This window comes from Microcoleus sp. FACHB-SPT15 (assembly GCF_014849525.1).
In the GTDB taxonomy this organism is placed as follows: domain Bacteria; phylum Cyanobacteriota; class Cyanobacteriia; order Cyanobacteriales; family Coleofasciculaceae; genus Symplocastrum; species Symplocastrum torsivum.
In genome coordinates, this window is record NZ_JACJNU010000062.1 from 1 (window position 1) to 19,774 (window position 19,774).

At 44.4% G+C, this 19,774-nt stretch carries 22 protein-coding genes and 1 tRNA gene; 16 read left to right on the forward strand and 7 right to left on the reverse strand.

Features of this window, described 5'->3' with window-relative positions; all coding sequences use genetic code 11:
• Window positions 1-337 precede the first annotated feature (337 nt).
• Window positions 338-790, reverse strand: a complete 453-nt coding sequence (locus H6F98_RS24420) for a hypothetical protein (RefSeq protein ID WP_192221325.1) — start codon at window positions 788-790, stop codon at window positions 338-340.
• A gap of 689 nt (window positions 791-1,479) precedes the next feature.
• Between H6F98_RS24420 and H6F98_RS24425 the strand changes: the two genes are divergently transcribed.
• Window positions 1,480-2,829, forward strand: a complete 1,350-nt coding sequence (locus tag H6F98_RS24425) for a tetratricopeptide repeat protein (RefSeq protein WP_192221326.1) — start codon at window positions 1,480-1,482, stop codon at window positions 2,827-2,829.
• 84 nt (window positions 2,830-2,913) lie between these two features.
• Here H6F98_RS24425 and H6F98_RS24430 read toward each other — a convergent pair whose 3' ends face one another.
• Both H6F98_RS24430 and H6F98_RS24435 read right to left on the reverse strand, forming a co-directional pair.
• Window positions 2,914-3,309, reverse strand: a complete 396-nt coding sequence (locus tag H6F98_RS24430; RefSeq protein ID WP_192221327.1) for a DUF4278 domain-containing protein — start codon at window positions 3,307-3,309, stop codon at window positions 2,914-2,916.
• A gap of 323 nt (window positions 3,310-3,632) precedes the next feature.
• The gene (locus H6F98_RS24435; RefSeq protein WP_192221328.1) at window positions 3,633-4,445 is read right to left on the reverse strand and encodes a phosphate/phosphite/phosphonate ABC transporter substrate-binding protein; all 813 of its coding nucleotides are present in this window, start codon (window positions 4,443-4,445) and stop codon (window positions 3,633-3,635) included.
• Window positions 4,446-4,700: 255 nt separating this feature from the next.
• Between H6F98_RS24435 and H6F98_RS24440 the strand changes: the two genes are divergently transcribed.
• Window positions 4,701-5,291: a Crp/Fnr family transcriptional regulator gene (locus tag H6F98_RS24440; protein WP_192221329.1), complete on the forward strand. Its 591-nt coding sequence runs from the start codon at window positions 4,701-4,703 to the stop codon at window positions 5,289-5,291.
• Between the two features lie 51 nt (window positions 5,292-5,342).
• A complete protein-coding gene (locus H6F98_RS24445; protein ID WP_313929938.1) occupies window positions 5,343-5,747 on the forward strand; it encodes a DUF202 domain-containing protein in 405 nt (134 codons plus the stop codon).
• A gap of 527 nt (window positions 5,748-6,274) precedes the next feature.
• Here H6F98_RS24445 and H6F98_RS24450 read toward each other — a convergent pair.
• Window positions 6,275-6,347, reverse strand: a tRNA-Phe gene (locus H6F98_RS24450).
• A 218-nt stretch (window positions 6,348-6,565) separates the two neighbouring features.
• Between H6F98_RS24450 and H6F98_RS24455 the strand changes: the two genes are divergently transcribed.
• The 4 genes from H6F98_RS24455 (at window position 6,566) to H6F98_RS24470 (ending at window position 9,057) form a co-directional block, all read left to right on the forward strand.
• On the forward strand, window positions 6,566-6,730 hold the full coding sequence (locus H6F98_RS24455) for a metallothionein (protein WP_192221330.1): 165 nt from the start codon (window positions 6,566-6,568) through the stop codon (window positions 6,728-6,730).
• A gap of 164 nt (window positions 6,731-6,894) precedes the next feature.
• Entirely contained in the window at window positions 6,895-7,308 is a 414-nt protein-coding gene (locus H6F98_RS24460; protein WP_192221331.1) for a metalloregulator ArsR/SmtB family transcription factor, read from the forward strand.
• A 250-nt stretch (window positions 7,309-7,558) separates the two neighbouring features.
• Window positions 7,559-7,969: a CsbD family protein gene (locus tag H6F98_RS32915; protein ID WP_206759674.1), complete on the forward strand. Its 411-nt coding sequence runs from the start codon at window positions 7,559-7,561 to the stop codon at window positions 7,967-7,969.
• A 317-nt stretch (window positions 7,970-8,286) separates the two neighbouring features.
• A complete protein-coding gene (locus tag H6F98_RS24470) occupies window positions 8,287-9,057 on the forward strand; it encodes a hypothetical protein (RefSeq protein ID WP_192221332.1) in 771 nt (256 codons plus the stop codon).
• A gap of 195 nt (window positions 9,058-9,252) precedes the next feature.
• Here the strand turns inward: H6F98_RS24470 and H6F98_RS24475 are convergent, their stop codons facing one another.
• Both H6F98_RS24475 and H6F98_RS24480 read right to left on the reverse strand, forming a co-directional pair.
• Complete coding sequence (locus H6F98_RS24475) at window positions 9,253-10,608, reverse strand: N-acetylmuramoyl-L-alanine amidase (protein ID WP_192221333.1); 1,356 nt, start codon at window positions 10,606-10,608, stop codon at window positions 9,253-9,255.
• A gap of 238 nt (window positions 10,609-10,846) precedes the next feature.
• A complete protein-coding gene (locus H6F98_RS24480) occupies window positions 10,847-12,079 on the reverse strand; it encodes an RNA-guided endonuclease TnpB family protein (RefSeq protein ID WP_192221334.1) in 1,233 nt (410 codons plus the stop codon).
• A gap of 61 nt (window positions 12,080-12,140) precedes the next feature.
• Between H6F98_RS24480 and H6F98_RS24485 the strand changes: the two genes are divergently transcribed.
• The 4 genes from H6F98_RS24485 (at window position 12,141) to H6F98_RS24500 (ending at window position 14,062) form a co-directional block, all read left to right on the forward strand.
• A complete protein-coding gene (locus H6F98_RS24485) occupies window positions 12,141-12,305 on the forward strand; it encodes a hypothetical protein (RefSeq protein ID WP_192221335.1) in 165 nt (54 codons plus the stop codon).
• A gap of 60 nt (window positions 12,306-12,365) precedes the next feature.
• Window positions 12,366-12,680 carry a glutaredoxin 3 gene (gene grxC, locus H6F98_RS24490; RefSeq protein ID WP_192221336.1) on the forward strand — a complete coding sequence of 105 codons (315 nt, stop codon included), beginning with the start codon at window positions 12,366-12,368 and terminating at the stop codon, window positions 12,678-12,680.
• Window positions 12,681-12,688: 8 nt separating this feature from the next.
• Window positions 12,689-13,213: a tRNA adenosine(34) deaminase TadA gene (gene tadA / locus H6F98_RS24495; protein WP_192221337.1), complete on the forward strand. Its 525-nt coding sequence runs from the start codon at window positions 12,689-12,691 to the stop codon at window positions 13,211-13,213.
• A 132-nt stretch (window positions 13,214-13,345) separates the two neighbouring features.
• On the forward strand, window positions 13,346-14,062 hold the full coding sequence (locus H6F98_RS24500) for a lysophospholipid acyltransferase family protein (protein ID WP_396813560.1): 717 nt from the start codon (window positions 13,346-13,348) through the stop codon (window positions 14,060-14,062).
• 56 nt (window positions 14,063-14,118) lie between these two features.
• Here the strand turns inward: H6F98_RS24500 and H6F98_RS24505 are convergent, their stop codons facing one another.
• Window positions 14,119-15,177: an isochorismatase gene (locus H6F98_RS24505; RefSeq protein ID WP_192221338.1), complete on the reverse strand. Its 1,059-nt coding sequence runs from the start codon at window positions 15,175-15,177 to the stop codon at window positions 14,119-14,121.
• A gap of 243 nt (window positions 15,178-15,420) precedes the next feature.
• On the opposite strand from H6F98_RS24505, the gene H6F98_RS24510 reads away from it, so the two are divergent.
• The 5 genes from H6F98_RS24510 (at window position 15,421) to H6F98_RS24530 (ending at window position 19,688) form a co-directional block, all read left to right on the forward strand.
• On the forward strand, window positions 15,421-16,284 hold the full coding sequence (locus tag H6F98_RS24510; RefSeq protein ID WP_192221339.1) for an oxygenase MpaB family protein: 864 nt from the start codon (window positions 15,421-15,423) through the stop codon (window positions 16,282-16,284).
• Between the two features lie 692 nt (window positions 16,285-16,976).
• A complete protein-coding gene (locus tag H6F98_RS34220; RefSeq protein WP_192221340.1) occupies window positions 16,977-17,774 on the forward strand; it encodes an acyltransferase in 798 nt (265 codons plus the stop codon).
• Between the two features lie 74 nt (window positions 17,775-17,848).
• Window positions 17,849-18,802: a glycosyltransferase family 8 protein gene (locus H6F98_RS24520; protein WP_192221341.1), complete on the forward strand. Its 954-nt coding sequence runs from the start codon at window positions 17,849-17,851 to the stop codon at window positions 18,800-18,802.
• 224 nt (window positions 18,803-19,026) lie between these two features.
• Window positions 19,027-19,545, forward strand: a complete 519-nt coding sequence (locus H6F98_RS24525) for a glycosyltransferase (protein ID WP_396813563.1) — start codon at window positions 19,027-19,029, stop codon at window positions 19,543-19,545.
• Entirely contained in the window at window positions 19,506-19,688 is a 183-nt protein-coding gene (locus H6F98_RS24530) for a hypothetical protein (RefSeq protein ID WP_242058684.1), read from the forward strand. The genes H6F98_RS24525 and H6F98_RS24530 overlap by 40 nt, the downstream gene beginning before the upstream one ends.
• Window positions 19,689-19,774 lie beyond the last annotated feature (86 nt).

Here is a 19,774-nt window from a genome sequence, read left to right on the forward strand (position 1 = left end):
TCGTATCTGTTTATGGAACTGCAACAGCCATACCAGCATTTCTAAGGTCAGCAATTGAGATGCACTCAGTTGGCTCTCAAGAGTTGTGAGATACAATTCGGGAAGCATTTTTTATTTGAGCGGTTTCGTTAAAAACAATGAACCGCTCTTTTTTACCATGAAAGTTTGAGCGGGATTCTAAAAAACTATGAAGGAAGGGCAAGGTGTACCTTGCCCTTCCTTCCCCCAGATATGATTATCATTCTCATCAACAGCGGCGGCGAGACATCTATTCTCAACAAGCCTGTCAATAAGCTGATATCTTTGTGTCGAGCAATGGAGGAGAAACCTTGATTCATCAAGCTTTTAGCTTACTCGTCACCCCTTCAGGTCTACTAGCGGTATCGTAACAAGTTACCGTGGGTTTCAGCGTGAATTTAGCAATATCATAAGGCCAAATCGATTCTGGACAAGCTCCAAACTTGTTGATAGATTTGATAGTGTCTCTTAGCATTGCACCACTATCTTCGTAAACGTTTCCTTCAATATCTCTAGTGGTGTAGTAAGTAAATAATCGACTTGGTGCAAAGTTATATAATTTTTGTTTCATTTGACAAAAATGAAACGCCGCGCAAATAGATTGTGCTGTACAGCTTCCTATAGAACCTTGTGCATAAACGGGAGGTAACTGTGTCCGGAGGTCTACTTTTGGAGGCAAATAAAAAACAACGGCTTGTGGAGCGGAGTATTTTATGTCCCTTGGATCAGGTGTATCAGGAATCCATCCGTAGCCTTGAGTTCGAGTAGTCATAGGGTTGATGCTGTTAGTTTGAGCGATTTTTTGGTAAGTTCAACGATAGTATCTCACTTGTAGGTTGCTGTAGTTTCTCAGCTATTAACCTACAGTTATCTTTTATCAGCCTTATGCTGTAAGAGGCTCGGATATCCAATCGGAGACTAAAATTAGATACATATCATCTCTGAAAACATACATCTAAGCTACTCAAAGAGATTGTAGCCTTCCGGATAATGTACGATATTTTTTGCAAAAGTTTGAGACAGTTGTCTAGAACTTTACCGAACTACTTATCCTCAATTAACTCCTGAAATTCAAAACTTAGCTGAGGAACTCGATCTAAATTTCATCATAGAAGGCCTACCCAAGCTGCTTGATTCAATGAAAATAGGAGCAAGACGTATACGGGAAATCGTGTTGTTCGTTGCAACTAACTACTAAGCATGTAGGCAAGATTAAACGGATTGGGGATTGGGGGCTGGGAAACCTTGGCTAATCCCTAATCTACTTAAACCAACAAAGTTTATTGCCACTGTCCTACCGGATACTCTGACCACTTCTACCTTGCCAGCGCTTGCCGTTGGTCTAGGGCTGTGCAATACTTTCAGTAAGTACAGTAACCCTATCAAGTTACAGTAGATTAAAGATAGCTCCAGCCAATCGTCATAATTGAGCGCACAGCCAATCAATCTGAGGGAGACAACATGTTACAAGACTCGCAAGGGCTAGATGTTTCAACCGATTCACCAGAAGCGATCGCAGCAATTAATCGCTACACTGACCAGGCGCTAGCCTATGGTAAGGATGCAGTAGCTATTTTCCAAGGAATTGAGGCAGACCCAACCTGTGCGATCGCAAATGCTCATGCGGCTGCGTTTTACCTCTCCCATGAAAGTGCAGAGTCTCGTCGTCAAGCTGTGCCTTATCTCAACGCTGCCAAAACCTACCAAGCTTCTACCACTGAGCGGGAAAAATTATATATCTCAGCGGTTGTTGCTTGGGAAACAGGTAGAGTTGATCAAGCCATTGCCCACCTCGAAGCGATCGCCTCTACATATCCTCGTGACTTAGTTGCCGTCCAGATGGCTCAGTACCATTACTTCTACCTTGGCAATAAAGAAAGCTTGCTGCAAATTGCTCAAAACGTTTTATCTGCGAATCCTGAAAATCACTACCTACACGGTATGATTGCCTTCGGTTTAGAACAGTGCCATCATCTCAGTGAAGCAGAAGAAGCCGGACGACGGGCAACCCAAATGAATCGGAATGACCCGTGGGCGCACCATGCTGTAGCTCATGTCATGGAAACTCAGGGACGGCTGGAGGAAGGGATTGCCTGGATGGAGAGCCTTTCACAGACGTGGGAAAACTGTAATTCAATGCTGTACACGCATAACTGGTGGCACATTGCCCTTTACTACCTAGAACAGGAAAATTTTCCAAAAGTGCTGGAACTTTACGATAGCCACATCTGGGGTCAGGCGTGGAAAGAATCTCCTAAAGACCAAATCGGTGCAATTCAGATACTGCTGCGGCTAGAGTTGAGAGGAGTAGATATTGGCAAGCGTTGGGAGGAACTGGTACCTTATCTCACCGCTAGAATCCATGAACATTCCCTCCCTTTCCAAGATTTACATTATGTTTACGCCCTAGCACGAGCATCTCAAACGGAACTGGTGAACAAAATGCTGTTGAGTATGCAAGCTCATGCAAAGAACGTGAAGTCCTATGTTCAAAAAACTTGGGCTGAGGTTGTGGTGCCAGCGGCTCAAGGAATAGTCGCTTATGCAAAGCAAGAATGGGAAAATGCGATCGCTTACCTCAGACCAACGTTGCTGCGTCTACATGAGATTGGCGGCAGTCACGCCCAACGGGATTTATTTGAGCAAGTGTATCTTGATGCATGGTTACGTGCTGAACAGAATCGTGAAGCACTCTATCTTTTGGAAAAGCGTTTCACCTCCCGTCGCTATGTTCCCTCAATTCAGCGTGGATTAACTGTGAAGTCTCACAAACCAGGGTTCAGCATTGAGATAATGCGGCAAGCCGTTTAATCAGCCTAAATTAAGATCTAGTGCAAGAAGGCAGAAGAGTAGGAGGCTCCAGGGCAGTTCGCTACTAACGACCAACGCTAGCCACTAATCGCTTGGAGTTGAGGGCGGTTGAGCCTCAGATGTTTTTACTAAGTTGCGAGTTTTCCAGAACTGACCTCGATATTTTCCTGTCATCTCAGCCTCAGTTACATCCACTGGAGGAGGAGTAGGTTCATAGCTGACACCACGATAAGTTAATTTAGCTTTTTCCTCTTCTTGAGGTTCAACTAGATAATCAGAAGGCAGTGCTTGTTGTCTATTGCTTAACAGGACAAGTATTAAAAGCAATAACTGAATTGGCCAGGGTGCTAAGATCAAACTTATCAGTAAGCTAACCCCTGAAATCGCCGCCGCCAGATAGGAAAGTTCATCTGCTGAATGTTTAAAAATATAGGCAGATATTATTAAAATAGCTACTGAAACGACGAAAAACACAGACATACGGATTATTCCTCCTACTAAGAGTAGACGTTAATTTTTAACTCGCTTTTTACGCTTCAAAGTGTGATACTCCATATCCTTCCAAACAGTTGCCAAGTTGAACCGGCAGCTTGAACTAGGCTGGAATGGTAATTAATTAGATTTGATATTACGGCAATTGGTCTCAACATACACCCACCGTAGGACGAAGAAATAAACCTTAACTTGCAAGGTACTGTACTAAAGAGGCGTCGATCAGTAATTTCGCCATATTGTGAAGAGAACTATAGGCTTTGAGTTATAGAAAGAAAATCTTGCTCAAAGAACGCTTACTACCCATCGCTTCAGCCGATTCGTTCATAACCTCTTTGGATCGCTGCATCGTACATGCTGCCGAGGGGAACATAATCTTCAGACTTTACAGGAACATAGCGCTGTATCTGCGATCGCTTCATTGCGGATTGGAGTTCTGTATCCGGCTTGCTTAATGCAGACTGTAGCGAATCAATGAAGGCTTTACCAAGGCGCTGTGCTACTACTACAGGTGGCACGAGGCAGGGGCCAATTGAATCAATTACCCGTAAACGATGAGACAATTCAGGAGAATCGCGGAGTTCCTGCTCTAAGACAGTGCTATCAATTGCAGCGCAATCAGCTAGTCCTTCGATTACTAGTCTAATTGATCGCTGATGTGAGCCGGAAGGGACAAGGCTGCCAAAAAAGTGACTAGGATAGCCAGCCTGAATTAGTCGTTGGCGTACTAAGTTGTAACCACTATTCGACCCCAAGTCATTGTAGCTAAACGTTTTTCCCGCTAAGTCATCAAAGCTCATGACATCACTATCAACCTTGACGATGATATCGGAGAAGTAAACAGGGCGGTTTTGATAGCGTGTTGCTTGCATTACTGGCGCAACTAGCGCTTGCAGTTGGTAGCTGCTAGCTTGGTGATGTCGTGCAAACGGCAAGCCACAGATAAAGGCAAGATCGAGTTGATTATTTAGCAGTATCGGGTCTTCGAGAGGGTCATACTGACTCTGCTCTAGCTGTATTTTTACATCGAAAACACGGCTCAAGTAGGCTCCGACGGCCTGATAGAATCCAAACATATTCGGAGCAAGATAAGAGACTAGCCTGAGTTTGTTGGGTTGTTTCATTGAGACACTACTAACAATAAGGCGGCTTGAAGCCCATCCTGCAAAGGAGTCTGTTCAGAAACGCGGTGCTGCCGTCAATGGTTAACGAGACTTCCGGAACAGTCAGCAACCAATAGAATTCTTAGCTTTTCTATCTTAAACTACACTTTCCCTATCGAGATAAAGTATTTTACTGGTAAAATTCCTTCAACCCATCTTTGACGACTGATAGGGATTTGATGCGGTGAAGGGTTTTTCACAATCAGGATGAGTGAGATGACGGCTTATAGATACTTATCGGCAGGGACTATTGAGCTTAAACGCAGTCAATTTCCGCGTCGCTCTCTACTACCCTTAGGGCGGGATTATCTCTGGCAAATTGAGAGTGGAGTGGTTCGCACTTCAACTTGGCTGGAAGATGGAACAAATGTGACGCTGGGTTTGTGGGGGGCAGGGGATGTTGTATCGCGGGTGCTATCAAAGGCTGACCCTTATCAAATGGAATGCCTTACTGCTGTAGAGGCAACCTTACTGCCTGTTGATAGGTGGTATCAGGTCAATGATGTTCTAATCAAACATATTCAGCAATTTCAAGAGTTTTTGGAGATTTTGCATTGCCGCTCGGTTGAAACTTCGCTCTTGCGATTATTGATTTGGCTGGCAAACAAGTTTGGTCAGGAAGTCGAGAGAGGACAACGGATAGAGCTACGTTTAACTCATCAAGAACTTTCTGAAATCATTGGGACGACGAGAGTGACGGTGACGCGACTTCTCAAGGATTTTGAGAACCAAGGCATTATTGAGCGTCTCCCGCGCAAGTTAATTGTTCTGCATGACAAGTCGCCGTTCTGGCACTACGAAATTTAAGCGAGTACAACCCATTACTAAAGATACGTTGGATGGTTTAGAGGGTGAGTGGTGAGTCAGACAAATAAACAAGGGCGACAGAATTCGTCGCGGGTGCGAGATCATCTAGCCAATGAGCGCACCTACTTAGCCTGGATGCGTAGTGCGATCTCGCTTATGGGTTTCGGTGTCGTCATTGTGCGTCTACGTTACTTTCAAATTCCCCAACTGCCTCGTCCGGGTAATGGCTGGAAGTTGGGTTTATTCTTCACAGTAGTAGGTCTGATGACGGTATTGCTCTCAACCCTGCATTACTTCTCGATTAGGAATGCGATCGATGAAGACACCTATGAACCCACAAGCCGTTGGGTAGTACTCTTCAGTATTGCCGTAACACTTCTGGGAGCTGGGGTAATCTATTTCATCTTCACTGCCCCCTTCATGTCAGTGACGTTCTATGTCGATGATACTGAGTGATCGCGGCTTGCCTTGTTGGTTGAGCCTGATTTACATATTTGAACGCAACCTTGTAGGATTTGCGATCGCCACAAACAATAATAAAAAACCCTCAGTGGGAAACTGAGGGGGGTCGATCAAGGGTGCATCTAGTTCTTCTTTATCCGACACTACCCTTACCCAATCCGGAAAAACCACTAGTCCTAGTGCAAGAAGGCAGAAGCAACATTGCTTGTGCAAGGGGTGGGTTGAAAGCTATAAACGACAAGCTGAGGAAGCGGAAAAACGGGAAGTTTCAACGACCATCCCAACTAGGGGTGGGTTGAAAATGCTACGCTTCTTAAGGGACAAGCCTAGTTTTCCTATTGTTTAACATTAATGGTGGATTGAAAGGAGCAGAGGACTGAAAATTGATGAGTAGATAATCAATGACACTAATTTGTCACTGCTACTTCAGCGACATTAATTTGTCACAATGACATATAATCTGTCCCGACGACATTAATCTGTCACTGATGACAAATAATTAGTCACTGTACAAACACGTATGCCAGGAGGCGGACTTGAACCGCCGACACGGGGATTTTCAGTCCCCTGCTCTACCAACTGAGCTATCCCGGCTTGTTATCTTCAGCGCTTAACTAAGGTAGCAAACTTAACTAGGTATTGGCAAGCACAATTTTAATTTTAATGACTTCACCGTTGCTGATCCAGAAGCGATCGCGAAGTAAGGCGAAGCCTGTGATTTTTGGGGTTGGATGTTAAAGATTAACTTAAAGAATACCTGAACGTATGTTCATATGTTAGCCTTTAATAGAGAACTGGATTAGGAAAAAATCATGACTACCGTAACTGGAATGAAATGTGCTTGTGAATCTTGCCTCTGTGTCGTTTCTACTAATGATGCTGTGGAAAAGGACGGCAAATATTACTGTGGTGAGGCTTGTGCCAACAATCATGCTGATGGTAAAGGGTGCAGCCATCAAGGTTGTAGCTGCGGTTAAAGCCCCAATCAGCCTGTTCTTGCACATTACTAAGGATGGGCTGACTTTCCTGACTCTTGAGAAGAGCTTCAGACCACAACTATATTCAAGGGACTGAAAACGTTAATCATTTTCATTCGTTACCATAAGGTGGCACAGCCATAGTCTGCACACACAAAAACAAGATGTCAGCCCAACTCTCAGATCAAGGGGCTACAGTCATTCCCCTAGAGGAACTCAATCCTCTCAATTGTCATCCGCCACATCCGGTTGAAATTGATGATGTCCAGCAGTTCCAGAATCAAATCCTCAGCACTGAAAAAGCCCAGCGAATGGCAGAATTCTTTAGCCTCCTAGGTGATACAAACCGCTTGCGGATTGTTTCAGTGCTAGCGCTTAAAGAGCTTTGTGTTTGTGACTTAGCGGCAGCACTAGAGATGAGCGAATCAGCGGTTTCTCATCAACTACGGGCTTTGCGAACCATGCAACTAGTACGCTATCACAAGCGAGGTCGCAAGGTTTTCTATCGTCTTCAGGACAATCATGTTCTCGATCTTTACCATTCTGTTGCAGAACACTTGGATGAGCTAGAAGATTGAGAAGTGGGATTTAATTAAACTTCTCATACTTAGAAATCAGATCTTCCTCTACTTTATGAATTGTGAGAAAATTCCTGAGCTTGGTATTAGGGTAATGTCCTAAACATATTGCTGAGAGGCTGTTGTATCCGAAACTCATGAGGAACACTCAACGAGTAAATCTGCCCATAGATACATTGAAAGCCGTGCAAGATAGGGACAGAATGAGGGCAATCTTAAGAGATTCCTCACCATGCGTAATAACACTTTGATGAAAAAAATAACAAGGAGAATTTTTCCAGGGCTAATATCGTTTTGTTTACTCCCAACATTAATTTGGCTCTTGCCAGTTGTGCCTCAAGCGATCGCTTCTGAACAAGCAGCCTCTTTCTTACCAGAAGCAACGTTCACCATCGCTCGCAATCCGGTTGAAGAAGGGCTAGACAAACTTGATCGAGAAGCGGCTCAGTACAAAGCAGAAGGCGCAACTGATGAGGTAATTGGCAAGACTCAACGTGCAGTTGGCAAAGTAACTGGACAAACAGAGGGTGCGCTCAAGCAAGCGGAAGGTCAGGCTGAACAAGCAGTTGGCAATGCCAAAGATAGCATCAGTGGTGCAGGTGACAAAGCAGAAGATGCTTCCGAAAGCCTGATTGACAAAATTAAGAATATTTTTGACTAGGACTCAGAATAGGCACTTGTAAACACGACTTGTGCGTAACGCCTAGCTTCCTTATGAAGGCTAGGCGTTAGTTGTAGTAGTGTGACAGTTCTGGGAAATGTCTACTTCCCAAGCACAGAAGTTTTGGCAGAGGCTTTAGCGTTAGCTCATATACAGCTTAGGTTTGAGTTGCTTAGTCGGTGAGCGATCGCTTTCCTCTAAAAGTCGGTATCGACCCTAATCGATGTGAAGCTCTAACAACCATCACAAACGACCTAGCGACAACAGCAACCCCCAGTCAGGATTGAAGCGAAGTTTTCAAGAGGAGACTGACATAAATGTACTTCAACTTCATCGGGTTCAGTTTCGGAATAGGCGTTTTGGTTTTGCTGGCTTATGGGATATTGCAATGGTTGCATATACCAGCAGGTAGCTTCCTCGATTGGGTAATAGCTGTAGCAATTTTTGAGTGGTTGCTGGTAATTGTCACAGTACCGTGGAATATCCACTTTGAAGCTAAGGCAGTTTTAGACGAAGCAGCAACCTCAAACGAGAAAGGAATTGCAATTGATGAAAAGCAAGTCCAGTATGCCAAGGTTGTCGCAAAGCGATCGCTTCTTGTCGCCATTGCCTTACATCTGCTTTCAGCCGTTGGACTCTACACTCTTGCGGCAACAGGTATTAGTGCCGTTGGCTACATTAGTTCTGGTGCGGCATTACTTTTAACCATCCTGCGTCCAGCCGTGCGAACTTATGAATATCTTGCTACTCGTTTGGCAATGATTCGGCAAGAGTTTACTTATCCCAGAGAAGATATTTGGGAACTGCGTGGTCGTTTTAACACCCTGGAAGAAACGGTTAAGCGTATTGAAGAACAACTCGATCCAGAAGAACCCTACTCTTGGGTAGCCACTCAGCAACGATACCAGGAAGAAACTCGCAAAGAATTAGCTCGTATCAGCGCATCCTTTGAAGAACTACGAGCAACTAATGAAGCTCAGCACGAGCGTTTGTCTAGGGAAGCCAGACAAGCGATCGCACAACTGAGTACTGATGGACAATTTCTCGACCACGTTCGCGAAATTATCCGTTTTTTCAAAACGGCTTAGTGGTTAGTTATTAGTTGTTGGTTGTTGGTTGTTGGTTGTTGGTTGTTGGTTGTAAGAGCTGATCTAGCTGTCTCGATAAAGATTAGGACTGATTTAACGACCCAAACAACCACGTACTAGTAATAAACATAAAAGCCTTTTGCCCTCTGCTGTGTGCCTTCTACCTTTTGCCATAACTGGTAGCCAAAAACTTAACTAGAGCAAGCCCGCTGACTCATATAGACGTCGGATAACCGCTAAAATCCTAGCACCATACTGTAAATCTGCTGACCAACGTCCACTTAGCTGCTCAACTAAAGGTGCAATTCCACGGGTGACAAAGCGAAACCGAGGGCTAACCTGTTCTTGCACCAATGGTTCTAAACTGGCGTAGGCTTTCAATTGTTGGACATGGGCGCGAACACCAAGCCTTGCACTGGGGAACGTTGCTCCATCAGGCTCATCACCAACCCCGCCTAAGCCACCAAAGTTATTTTGACTCGGCTTAAGGTCGCCGCCAAAGCGTAAGAAGTCGGTTTCAACACAAGCTTGACAGAAGGCAATGTCATAGTTCACGCCTTCAATTGCTGCCTCTTCCCGATAGAGCTTAGGTAAGTCGGGAAACTGGGTTAGGGCATTCTCGTTATTGGCTTTGAGGAACATCATTAGTTGCACTTCTGAGGTGCTACCCTGCCCCATAATCCGGTCTATCTGACCGGGACAAAATTGTAAAATCGAGCGTAACGTTACTGTACGACTGGTATTATCCCAGCTAACAGAGATGTTGTAATCCCGCAGTGCGATCGCTTGAACATATACCACGCCCCCATATTGAACACGGCGAACATTTGGGGCAGTTGTTAGATCAATTCCCAGCCGATCTACCAAGTCAATAGGAACATAGGAATTGTTATTAACTAAAATGCCCCGCTCTCCGTAAGTCTGATTATTAATCTTGATATTGATTGTTGGATAAGTAACACTTGTGTCATTGGTTGACCCTGTACCTGAGACAGCACGACTCCAAGCGGCAAGTCCATCAGCAATGCCTAAAGCCATGTCGCGGCGTCGGTTTTGAATTAAGAATCGGTCGTCTGGGTTACTAATAAACCCAACTTCCATCAGGATAGAAGGGAGAACTGTGTCGCGGCAGAAGGCGATGCGCCCAAGACCTGTAGCTGTGTCTGGTTTGGCTCCTCGGTTAGGAAGTTGAGGAAGGCGTCGCCACAGAGCAGTCAGCAATAAGTCAGCATGAGTTTTTCGCTCGGTATTGTTGGCTATGTAGAAGGCAGACGAGCCTCGGACACTGGGATTGGAATAGGCATCGGCATGGATTTCCAATGCCACGTCGCCGGGACGAGCACGGGAGTTAATCCATTGAATTGTTTGACTTAAATTTAGGTCATCAGGGACAGACAGCACTTCAAATCCCCGCGATCGCAACTCTGGAACCACTTGGTCACGCAGCAAAATCATCTCTTGGGCCTCAGTCAAATTACCAGAAACTGACCCTCGATCTGGAACCCCTTGTTCAATACCACCATGACCGGCAGAAATAAATATTCGTCCCATCTCTCGCTCTTTCCCCCAGCGCTTTGGTTAGCACTTGCTTTCACTCATCCAGAATAAGGATTTTGCGGTGTAACGGCTAGTCCTATTCGATTTCACCCCAAAACCTCTTGATCTGTAAGCGATCGCTCAATTAAGTGAGTAACCACCATACTGAGGTTTTGCTGATTCTCGCAATCTTATCCCACTCAGGGCTTGATGTTGCTCGTTTCGTATCGGAAACTAAGCTAGTTGACACTCCTCAGCAATCAAGGCATGAGGATTCTTCATTCACCGTCAGAACTTGCTCAACCAGGCTTGCACCAAGTAGCGTAGAGGTTCCAACTCCTGAAGCGTTGATTTCCGAATGCCCTTCGGTATTTTTTGCTTTTAGCAATATTTCAATTGCTTTGAGCAAAATATTGATTGCCGCATTCTCATCTCGATCCAAAACACAACCACAGATGCAAACATGAGTTCTAGTGCTTAAAGACTTTTTGACGACACGTTTACATTTACTGCATTGTTGGCTTGTGTACTGAGGTGGAACAGCAACAGCTAACCTTCCAAACTTCCTAGCGAAATGCTCAATCCATTGTCTAAACTGATACCAACTTGCATCAGTAATTGACTTAGCTAGACAATGATTTTTGAGCATGTTCGCAATTCTCAAGTCTTCATAGGCGATTATGTCGTTAGACAAACATACGTTACGCGCTAGTCTCTTAGCGTATTCTTCCCGTTGCCTACTTACTCTTAAGTGCTTCCTGGAATATCTTGCTCTTGCTTTGCGGCGATTTGATGAACCTTTTTCCTTACTGTAAATGCGACGTTGACAGTGTTTTATCTTAGGTTCGGCTTTACGTGAGAATCTAGGATTATCTTCTTGATGTCCGTCTGAATCAGTGTAAAACGAATTAAGACCAACATCTAAGCCAACCTTTTTTCCTGTTTTAGGCTGAGTGTCAACGCAATCAACATTGAGAGAAAACTGACAGTAATATCCGTCAGCACGACGAACTAACCGAACCCGTTTGATAGACTTAACTGGAAACGTGTGAATATCCCATTTTCCTAACAACTTAAGTTCACCAATCCCTTTCTTGTCAGAAAAAGTGATTCGTCGCTTTGTTGGATGAAGCACCCATCCAGATGTTTTGTATTCTACTGAGCGGTTGTCTTTCTGGAAACGAGGGAATTCAATATGTCCAGGTTTCTTGGCTTTACAATTATCGTAAAAACGCTTAATGGCTAGCCACGACCGCTCGGCAGAAGCTTGTACCGCCATTGAATTAAGATCTTTGACAAACTTAAATTCATTGCGTAGTTCTGTTGAATATTTGTTCAAAGCAAAGCGGTCAATTTTGGTATTTTTGGAAGCATCCATCCAATATCGCAAACATTTGTTTCTAATGAATTGAACTGTACGGATAGCTTCTTTGATCGCCTTGTATTGGTTAGACTTTGCTTTTACTTTGTACTCTAGGACTAGCATTGATTCGACCTTTCAATGGTGTATACTCATATTGTATATGAGTATATAGAAAGTGTCAAAGATGCCTAAACAGACAATTTACGGTGAATCCAAGAAAAGATTTACAATGACGCTAACCGATACGGCGATTCAATGGCTAAAATCTCAGCAGCAAGCGTTAGGCGCGAATAGCTTGAGTGATGTTATAGAGCGAATGGCTAGAAAAGATACTCAAAAGCCGTCCTAGAAGGACGGGGTTTTAAACCCAATTTCTTGATAAAGTACATAGAATCTTAAGAAAACGAAAATGCTGGACTTTCTCAATCCTCTTCTAGGACGTCATCCAGAACGCATCAAAGCCAACGTTGAAATTTACACTTGGCAAACCTGCCCTTACTGCATCCGAGCGAAGCTATTACTCTGGTGGAAGGGAGTTAACTACACGGAATATAAGATAGATGGTGATGAAGCCGCCAGAAGCCAGATGGCTGAACGCGCTAACGGGCGACGAAGTGTGCCGCAAATTTTCATCAACTCTCAGCATGTTGGTGGATGTGATGACATCTATGGGTTAGATGGCAAAGGTCAGTTAGACCCATTGCTAACACAGCCAGCTAGCTAGCGCAGTGGATGGAAAATTCACCACCCGCGATTGATGACGCTGCTTATCTTGTTCATCGACAATGGATGAGTCAGGCGATCGTACTTGCTCAATCCGCAGGTGATGCGGGTGAAGTGCCCGTTGGTGCTGTTGTCGTTGATGCCAAAGGTAATTTGATTGCAACTGCCGAGAATCGTCGAGAACGTGACAAAGACCCAACCGCTCATGCAGAAATTCTCGCACTTCGGGCAGCAGGTCAAGCCCTACAAACCTGGCACCTAAACAGTTGTACCCTGTATGTGACCCTAGAGCCTTGCCCAATGTGTGCAGGTGCGATCGTCCTTGCACGATTGGGTCTTCTCGTTTACGGGATGGACGATCCAAAAACTGGCACAATCCGAACTGTTGCCAATATTCCTGACAGTGCTTACTCTAATCATCGGTTGCCTGTTATTGCTGGCATTATGGAATCTGTCTGCCGTCAGCAGCTGCAATCCTGGTTTACGCAGCGCCGTCACCACTCCCCCATGAGTAAGAGACAAATTCCCTCATGACACCGATAGAAGTGTCCTTAAGTGGAAGACACAATGTAGGGAGAAACCATAAGGTAAAAGTGGCGACAAGGATGTAATTGAATAACTTGAACCTCAATGATGCAGCTCGACTCTCGTGAACGTACCCAAGTAATGACAACACAGGTAGAACCTACTCCAAAGACGCTAACTTCAGCAAAAGTAGCTCCCGTTACTTCCCATGTTTGCCATTGGTTAACACCAATCCTTTATCCCTTGGGTCGTCGTGTGGTCATGCCGCTTTACTTCCGTAAGCTGAAAGTGACTGGGCAAGAAAACATCCCAAAAACGGGTCCAGTTATCCTAGCGCCGACTCATCGCTCTCGCTGGGATGGAATGGTCATCCCCTATGCCGCAGGAAAACCCGAAACAGGACGTGACTTGCGGTATATGGTTTCAGCCGACGAAGTCAAAGGGTTACAAGGTTGGTTCATCCGGCGCATGGGAGGATTTCCAGTTAATACCAGACATCCAGGTATTAGCAGTCTTCGTCATGGTGTCGAACTCCTTCGCAATGGCGAAGCGCTTGTCATGTTTCCTGAAGGCAATATCTATCAGGATGGTCAAATTCACCCGCTCAAGCCTGGGATGGCGCGTATTGCCCTACAAGTGGAATCCGGTAAACCGGGTACAGATTTGGCGATTGTGCCAATTAGCATCCGTTACAGCGAACTCTTACCCCACTGGCGCTGTGAGGCAGCCGTTCGCATTGGGACTCCCTTGAAGGTGGCAGATTACTGCACCAAGTCAGCTAAGAAAAGTGCTCTACTACTAACGAATGACCTGGAAACGGCTATGAGAAAACTGGATAAAGAAAACGTCTTAAGCTGATGTGCATTTAAATTAAATATTGAATTGGCATACTAAGTACTGAAGAACCTCTTTTTTTAAACCAACACAACAGGGAACTCTGCCCAGCTATCTAAGGGTTGGGTTGATTGCACAAGGTGCATTCCAGCAGCAGCAAATCGCTCAAATGCCTCATCTGCCTGTTCCGTATAATCCACCACACCCGGAACCACGACAGGTGAGGTGCAATCTTCCAGCAAATAGACTTTCTTTGCTAAACTAGCGTCTTTCGCTTGTATTTCTATCAACAAATCAGCAATTGTCCAAGCCACGCAGTGACTCTTCGCTTGCCCTGCAATAATGACAGCATCAAATTCAAACAGATGCTGAATCAAGCTGGCATTTTCCTGGGCAATTGGTAATCCATCATCTCCGTCTAAGACTTCAGGGCGCAGGATGGAGTAGTTTTCTGTTAAAGGATTATTGCCTTTAATTTCATACCGTGTTTGGCTATTACGTGCAATGCTGTGGAAAAATAAGGCTTCTTCTACGGCTGAAACTAGCGCATGACCAATTCCCCCTAGCATGGAATGATAAGGCCATATCGTTAAGGGGTACTTACCCGCACCACTTAGCTGCGTAACGTAGTGCAAAGCATGTCTTTCTAGCTTCGAGTAATCGCCACCCGCGATACTATTGGCAACCGCTGGGTTTACCTTCCAAATACCTTGTTGGATAGCTTCTGGAGTGATGTTGGTCGCTGCTGGGGTAGGGTGTTCTCCAGCCTCGTTAATCCAAAAGATGGGATGAAAAATCTGCATCGCTGTGTGCGTGTCCATTGTTGGTGCGATCGCACTTATCATCCCTAAATTGCGGTAAATAAATTCACATAGCCGTACATTGTCCTCCACAGCCCCCATCCCAGACTTACCACCCACAAATAGTTCAAAGTCGGGAAGGCAAAAGGTATTTTGAACATCAATTAACAGCAAACCAATACGGGTTTTATCCTCAGCCGCTGGCTGAATACCGTGCTGATGCGCCCATTCTCTCGCTTGAATTGCCCGATCCTGATACGGCACTCGCCAAACTTCTCCCACTCGGCTGGCAGCAAAATGAGATGGGATTGGTAACGGCTTGGTTGTTTGTGTGGTCATACCTAGACCTTGATGATTCATGCGTACCAAAGATGTTTACCCTTTCCAGTTATCAGGGCTTAATTTGATAGTAATGAAAGCTGTGTGGTCTTGCCAAAAATCTAATGCAAGATTAATAAAGATAATTGATATCAAAATGGATTTACTACTAGATTTAGTTGACACTCAAAAAGAAGTTTCTATCCGGTAGCCAAATTTACACGTTTGATGAGCCAAAATCTGTATTGAAAGAAAAGGGATGGAATGTTGAAATTTAGAAACACTAAGCGTAACGCGAATCTCCGACAAATTCAGCAACTAGACCCAGTGCAAGACCATGGTCAGATAATGCATCTGATGACAGGTTATGAGTTTCCTTGGGATACGACGCGATCGCTTGAAATTGCCCTGCTGCGAACCTTCTGCGTTCCTAGTATCTCTGCATTACTGGATAAAACGGGTGAATTCAAGCATCGTCCTCAGAAACGCTACGACGATACTGGACTCCTGACTACAGAAATCATGAAATGGGGCTACGAAAGCGATCGCGGGAAAAAAGCCATTGAGCGGATGAATGCTATCCATGGACGGTTCAAGATTTCTAATGAAGACTTCCTCTATGTACTTTCAACCTTCATTTATGAGCCAATCCGTTGGAATGCCCGCTTCGGCTGGCGTCAAATGTGTGAGCAAGAACGTCTTGCCTCATTTTACTTCTGGCGCGAGGTAGGCAAACGGATGCATATTCAAGACATCCCGGAAACCTATGAAGAATTTGAACGCTATAACCTTGACTACGAACGTCAACATTTCCGCTATTCAGATACCAATCGCCGCACGGGTGAAGCGACTCGCGACCTATTCCTGAGTTGGTTTCCTAGCGTTGTTCGACCCATGCTAAAGCCTACTGTTTACGCGCTACTGGATGACACAATTCTTGACGCTTGTGGGTTTCCTCAGGCTCCAAGGCTGCTGCGTTCTTTTGTCGCAATGAGCCTTAAACTCCGAGGTCGAGTATTACGCCTGCTGCCACCTCGAAAACAAGCAGCTTTCTTCACAGATTTCTCAGTACGGAGTTATCCCAATGGTTACGATATCTCTGAGTTGGGGTCACCACCAATACGCTAGAAAGCGTCTATTACTAGCCAATTTGCAATTAAACATAATTTATTGACCTCAGATATGTAAAAATTCTGTGAAGCTGAGTAGTGAGATACTACTTTAGTTGAACTTTGTGCTAAAAATACATGTAATCAGCTCAAACTGTACATTCAGTCTCAAAGTTGTGGAAATAGTAAAAGAAAGAAACTGGATACAGGAAAGCCGCTTCAAAAGTAAGGGTAGCGTTTACATATTTGCACCAATGGTAAACTTCAACGTCATGGCTGAAGTGGGAGAGACTCCACCCTAGGCTGAGCCATAACAGCGTAGAAATATCCGCAAGACATTTAACAATCAGACCAACCTGTAAGGGAATGGAATTTACATTCTTTTGATAAGTCTGGGAGGCTGACTGTTTAAATATTCAGCGCAATAACTTGCTGCTTTTAGAATTTTTAAGCAACTCAATTTTAGGACTTTCTAGCCAGCTTAAGCAGAGTAGGAATCCAAGATACTTACTTAAGCTAAGTTGCCTGACCGTTGTAACGGTTTAGCGATCGCAAATACTTTCTAACGTCTTATAGCGTTTAGCTTGTGAGCTTATTCTCTCGCTACTGAGAATAAAGTTAATTACGCTAAATTGATTTTATGTTGGAAGTAGCTTGTGAACTCAACTCATTTTGTTCATTTATTAAAAGTTAGCTTTGAGGTATTCAGTCATGAGTGTTAGCAGTTCTTGCTCTCCTTCAAAATGGCCGAGGTTGAACGAATCCCTAGTCATAGCATTAGCAGAATGGATTCCGAGAAAACCAGGTATAGCCTTACGAAATTTGCTATACCCTCATGTCTTAAGACATCTCGGTAATTCTGTTCAAATAAGACGCGGTGTTGATTTCATTTGTGCTGAGTGCATTGAAATTGGGGACGACGTTACGATTAACAGGAATACTACTGTTAACGGTTTTGGTAAAAACAATCGGATTCTGATTGGAGACAAAGTACGAATTGATCCGAATGTTTCTATTACTAGTGCTGGTAATAACAGTAAGATTAACTTGAAAGAAGGAGTGTTCATTGACCGGGGCGTTGACATCCGCGCTCTTGATAGCGGCAATATTGAGATTGGTAAATCTACCTACATTGGTCCTTATGGCTGTTTGGCAGGTCCTGGTAGCATTAAAATTGGCAATAACTGTTTAATTGCATCACATACAGGTATCTACGCCAACAATCATATATTTGCTGATGCCACACGCAAGATCAATGACCAAGGTGTCAGATACGAAGGAATTGTAATTGAAGATGACTGCTGGCTAGGTGATGGCGTGAAAGTCCTAGATGGAGTCACAATTGGTCGGGGTAGCGTGATTGGCGCAGGAGCTGTCGTCACCAAGGATATTCCTCCTTTTTCAGTTGCTGTTGGTGTACCTGCTAAGGTAATTCAGCAGCGGAAGAACATGGATGAACCTCTAGCGGAAGTTGGCAGCTTCCAAATGATAAGCCCAGCGTCTACTTAACAAGAGAAGTGATGCTTTAGTCAGCATCACTTCTTGATTAGCATTTAATCTACACTCAAACGAGAGAACTGAATATGGGCGCGAACAGCATAAACTTCAATCAAGAGCAAGAAGCAATTGTTCTTGTCTGTGCGGCTGATGAGAATTATGCAATGCCGCTTGCTGTTACAGTTTATTCGGCAAGTTTAAATCTCAAGTCTAAGCAAAGGATAGAGCTATTCGTCATTGACGGGGGGATTAAAAAATCTACAAAATCCCGAATTAAAAAGTCCCTTGCCTCAGAATCACTAACTATTTGCTGGATACAGCCTACTGAGAAAATACTGGATAAGTTGCCTCTGACAGATACCTTAACCACAGCTACTTATTATCGACTTCTCGTTGCCCAACTGATTCCGGCGCATTTTCATAAGGCAATCTATTTAGATACTGATGTGGTAGTGAAGGGAGATTTATCACAGCTATGGAATATTGATATTGGGGAGAACTATGTATTGGCTGTTCAGGATATCTCCCAACGCTCTTTTAAATATTTCAACAGTGGAGTTCTTGTCATTAATCTTGAAAAGTGGCGAACTGAAAACATAGGCTCAAGAGTTATCGAATATATCGAACAAAATAGAGACTCTATCCGGTGGCTTGATCAGGATGGTCTCAACGGAGTTCTTGTAGAGAAATGGGGAGAACTTGACCCAAGATGGAATCAAATGCACGCCATACATGAATATTCATCCTGGAGAGAGAGTCCCTATGCAGAAGATGTTTATAACGATGTCCTGCATAATCCTTACATTGTTCACTTTACAACCCCTCCTAAACCCTGGCAAAAAGGCTGTAAACACCCAGGTAAAGATTTATTTTTTCAGTATCTAGATATGACTGATTGGTCAGGATGGCGGAATACTATTTGGAGGCGCATGTGGAGGAGAGTTAGGAAAGAAGCAAAGAGACTTTGGGGCTTTACAAAAAATGCCTACAAAACTAGGGAAACGCTATTGACGACACAAGCTAGTGTTCCCAAACTTTAGTAATGGTTACACCCTACCCAGGGGCGCAAATGCATAAATATTAATGGAAGCTTTACTCTGCTCCCCTACGCTAGGCCGCGACCTGATTGAGGCGGTTAGAGGCATGGGCTACCGACTGCGAACATGAGAAAACTCTCATGAAAGCTTCATGCATATTTCATCGGAGTTCGTAAGTCTGTGGACAGGAGGGGGCAACTCTGGCAGAAGCCTTTGCCCAGACTAATCTGCCCCCGGAAACAAATGGAGTAGTCTTGACAGGACCGTTCATGCCGCAAAAGGTTCGGCAACGACTGCACCGCATCGCAGCAGAACATCCTCGTTTACGGGTGTTGGAGTTCATCTCGGAACCCACTCAACTGTTGAGCCGTGCTGATTGCGTTATCGCAATGGGAGGCTACAACACGACTTATGAAATCCTCTCCTTTGAAAAGCCTGCACTCATTGTGCCACGAGTGAAACCCCGACGCGAACAGCTAATTCGGGCTGAACGTTTGCAGGAGTTGGGTCTGGTTGATGTGCTTCATCCCCATGAGGTGAATCCCTATGCCGTGACTGAGTGGATTAGTAAAAGTATAGGAGCGAACCTACGAAGCCGCGAATATATTGATTTCAAAGGCTTAGAACGTCTACCCCAATTGCTTGCAGCCGCAGTTGCTACCCCAGTTTCCTCTGCTCGCAAAGCTTCACAAAGGAGAAATCAAGGATGTTTTCGACTAAATCCATGCGCGTTGGCTATGTGCTGAAACGATATCCCCGCTACTCTGAAACCTGTGTGGTTAATGAAATTTTGGCTCATGAAGCAGCGGGATTAGAAATTGAGATTTTTGCGCTGCGTCCCCCTGCTGAAACCCATTTTCAGAACATCATTTCTCAAGTAAGTAGTTAAACAAAATTAATTACATATTTCTTTTCAAATTCCCTGAGGATTGTCTCCACAGAGACTACAAAAGTTTCCCAAGATTTGTAAGCCTC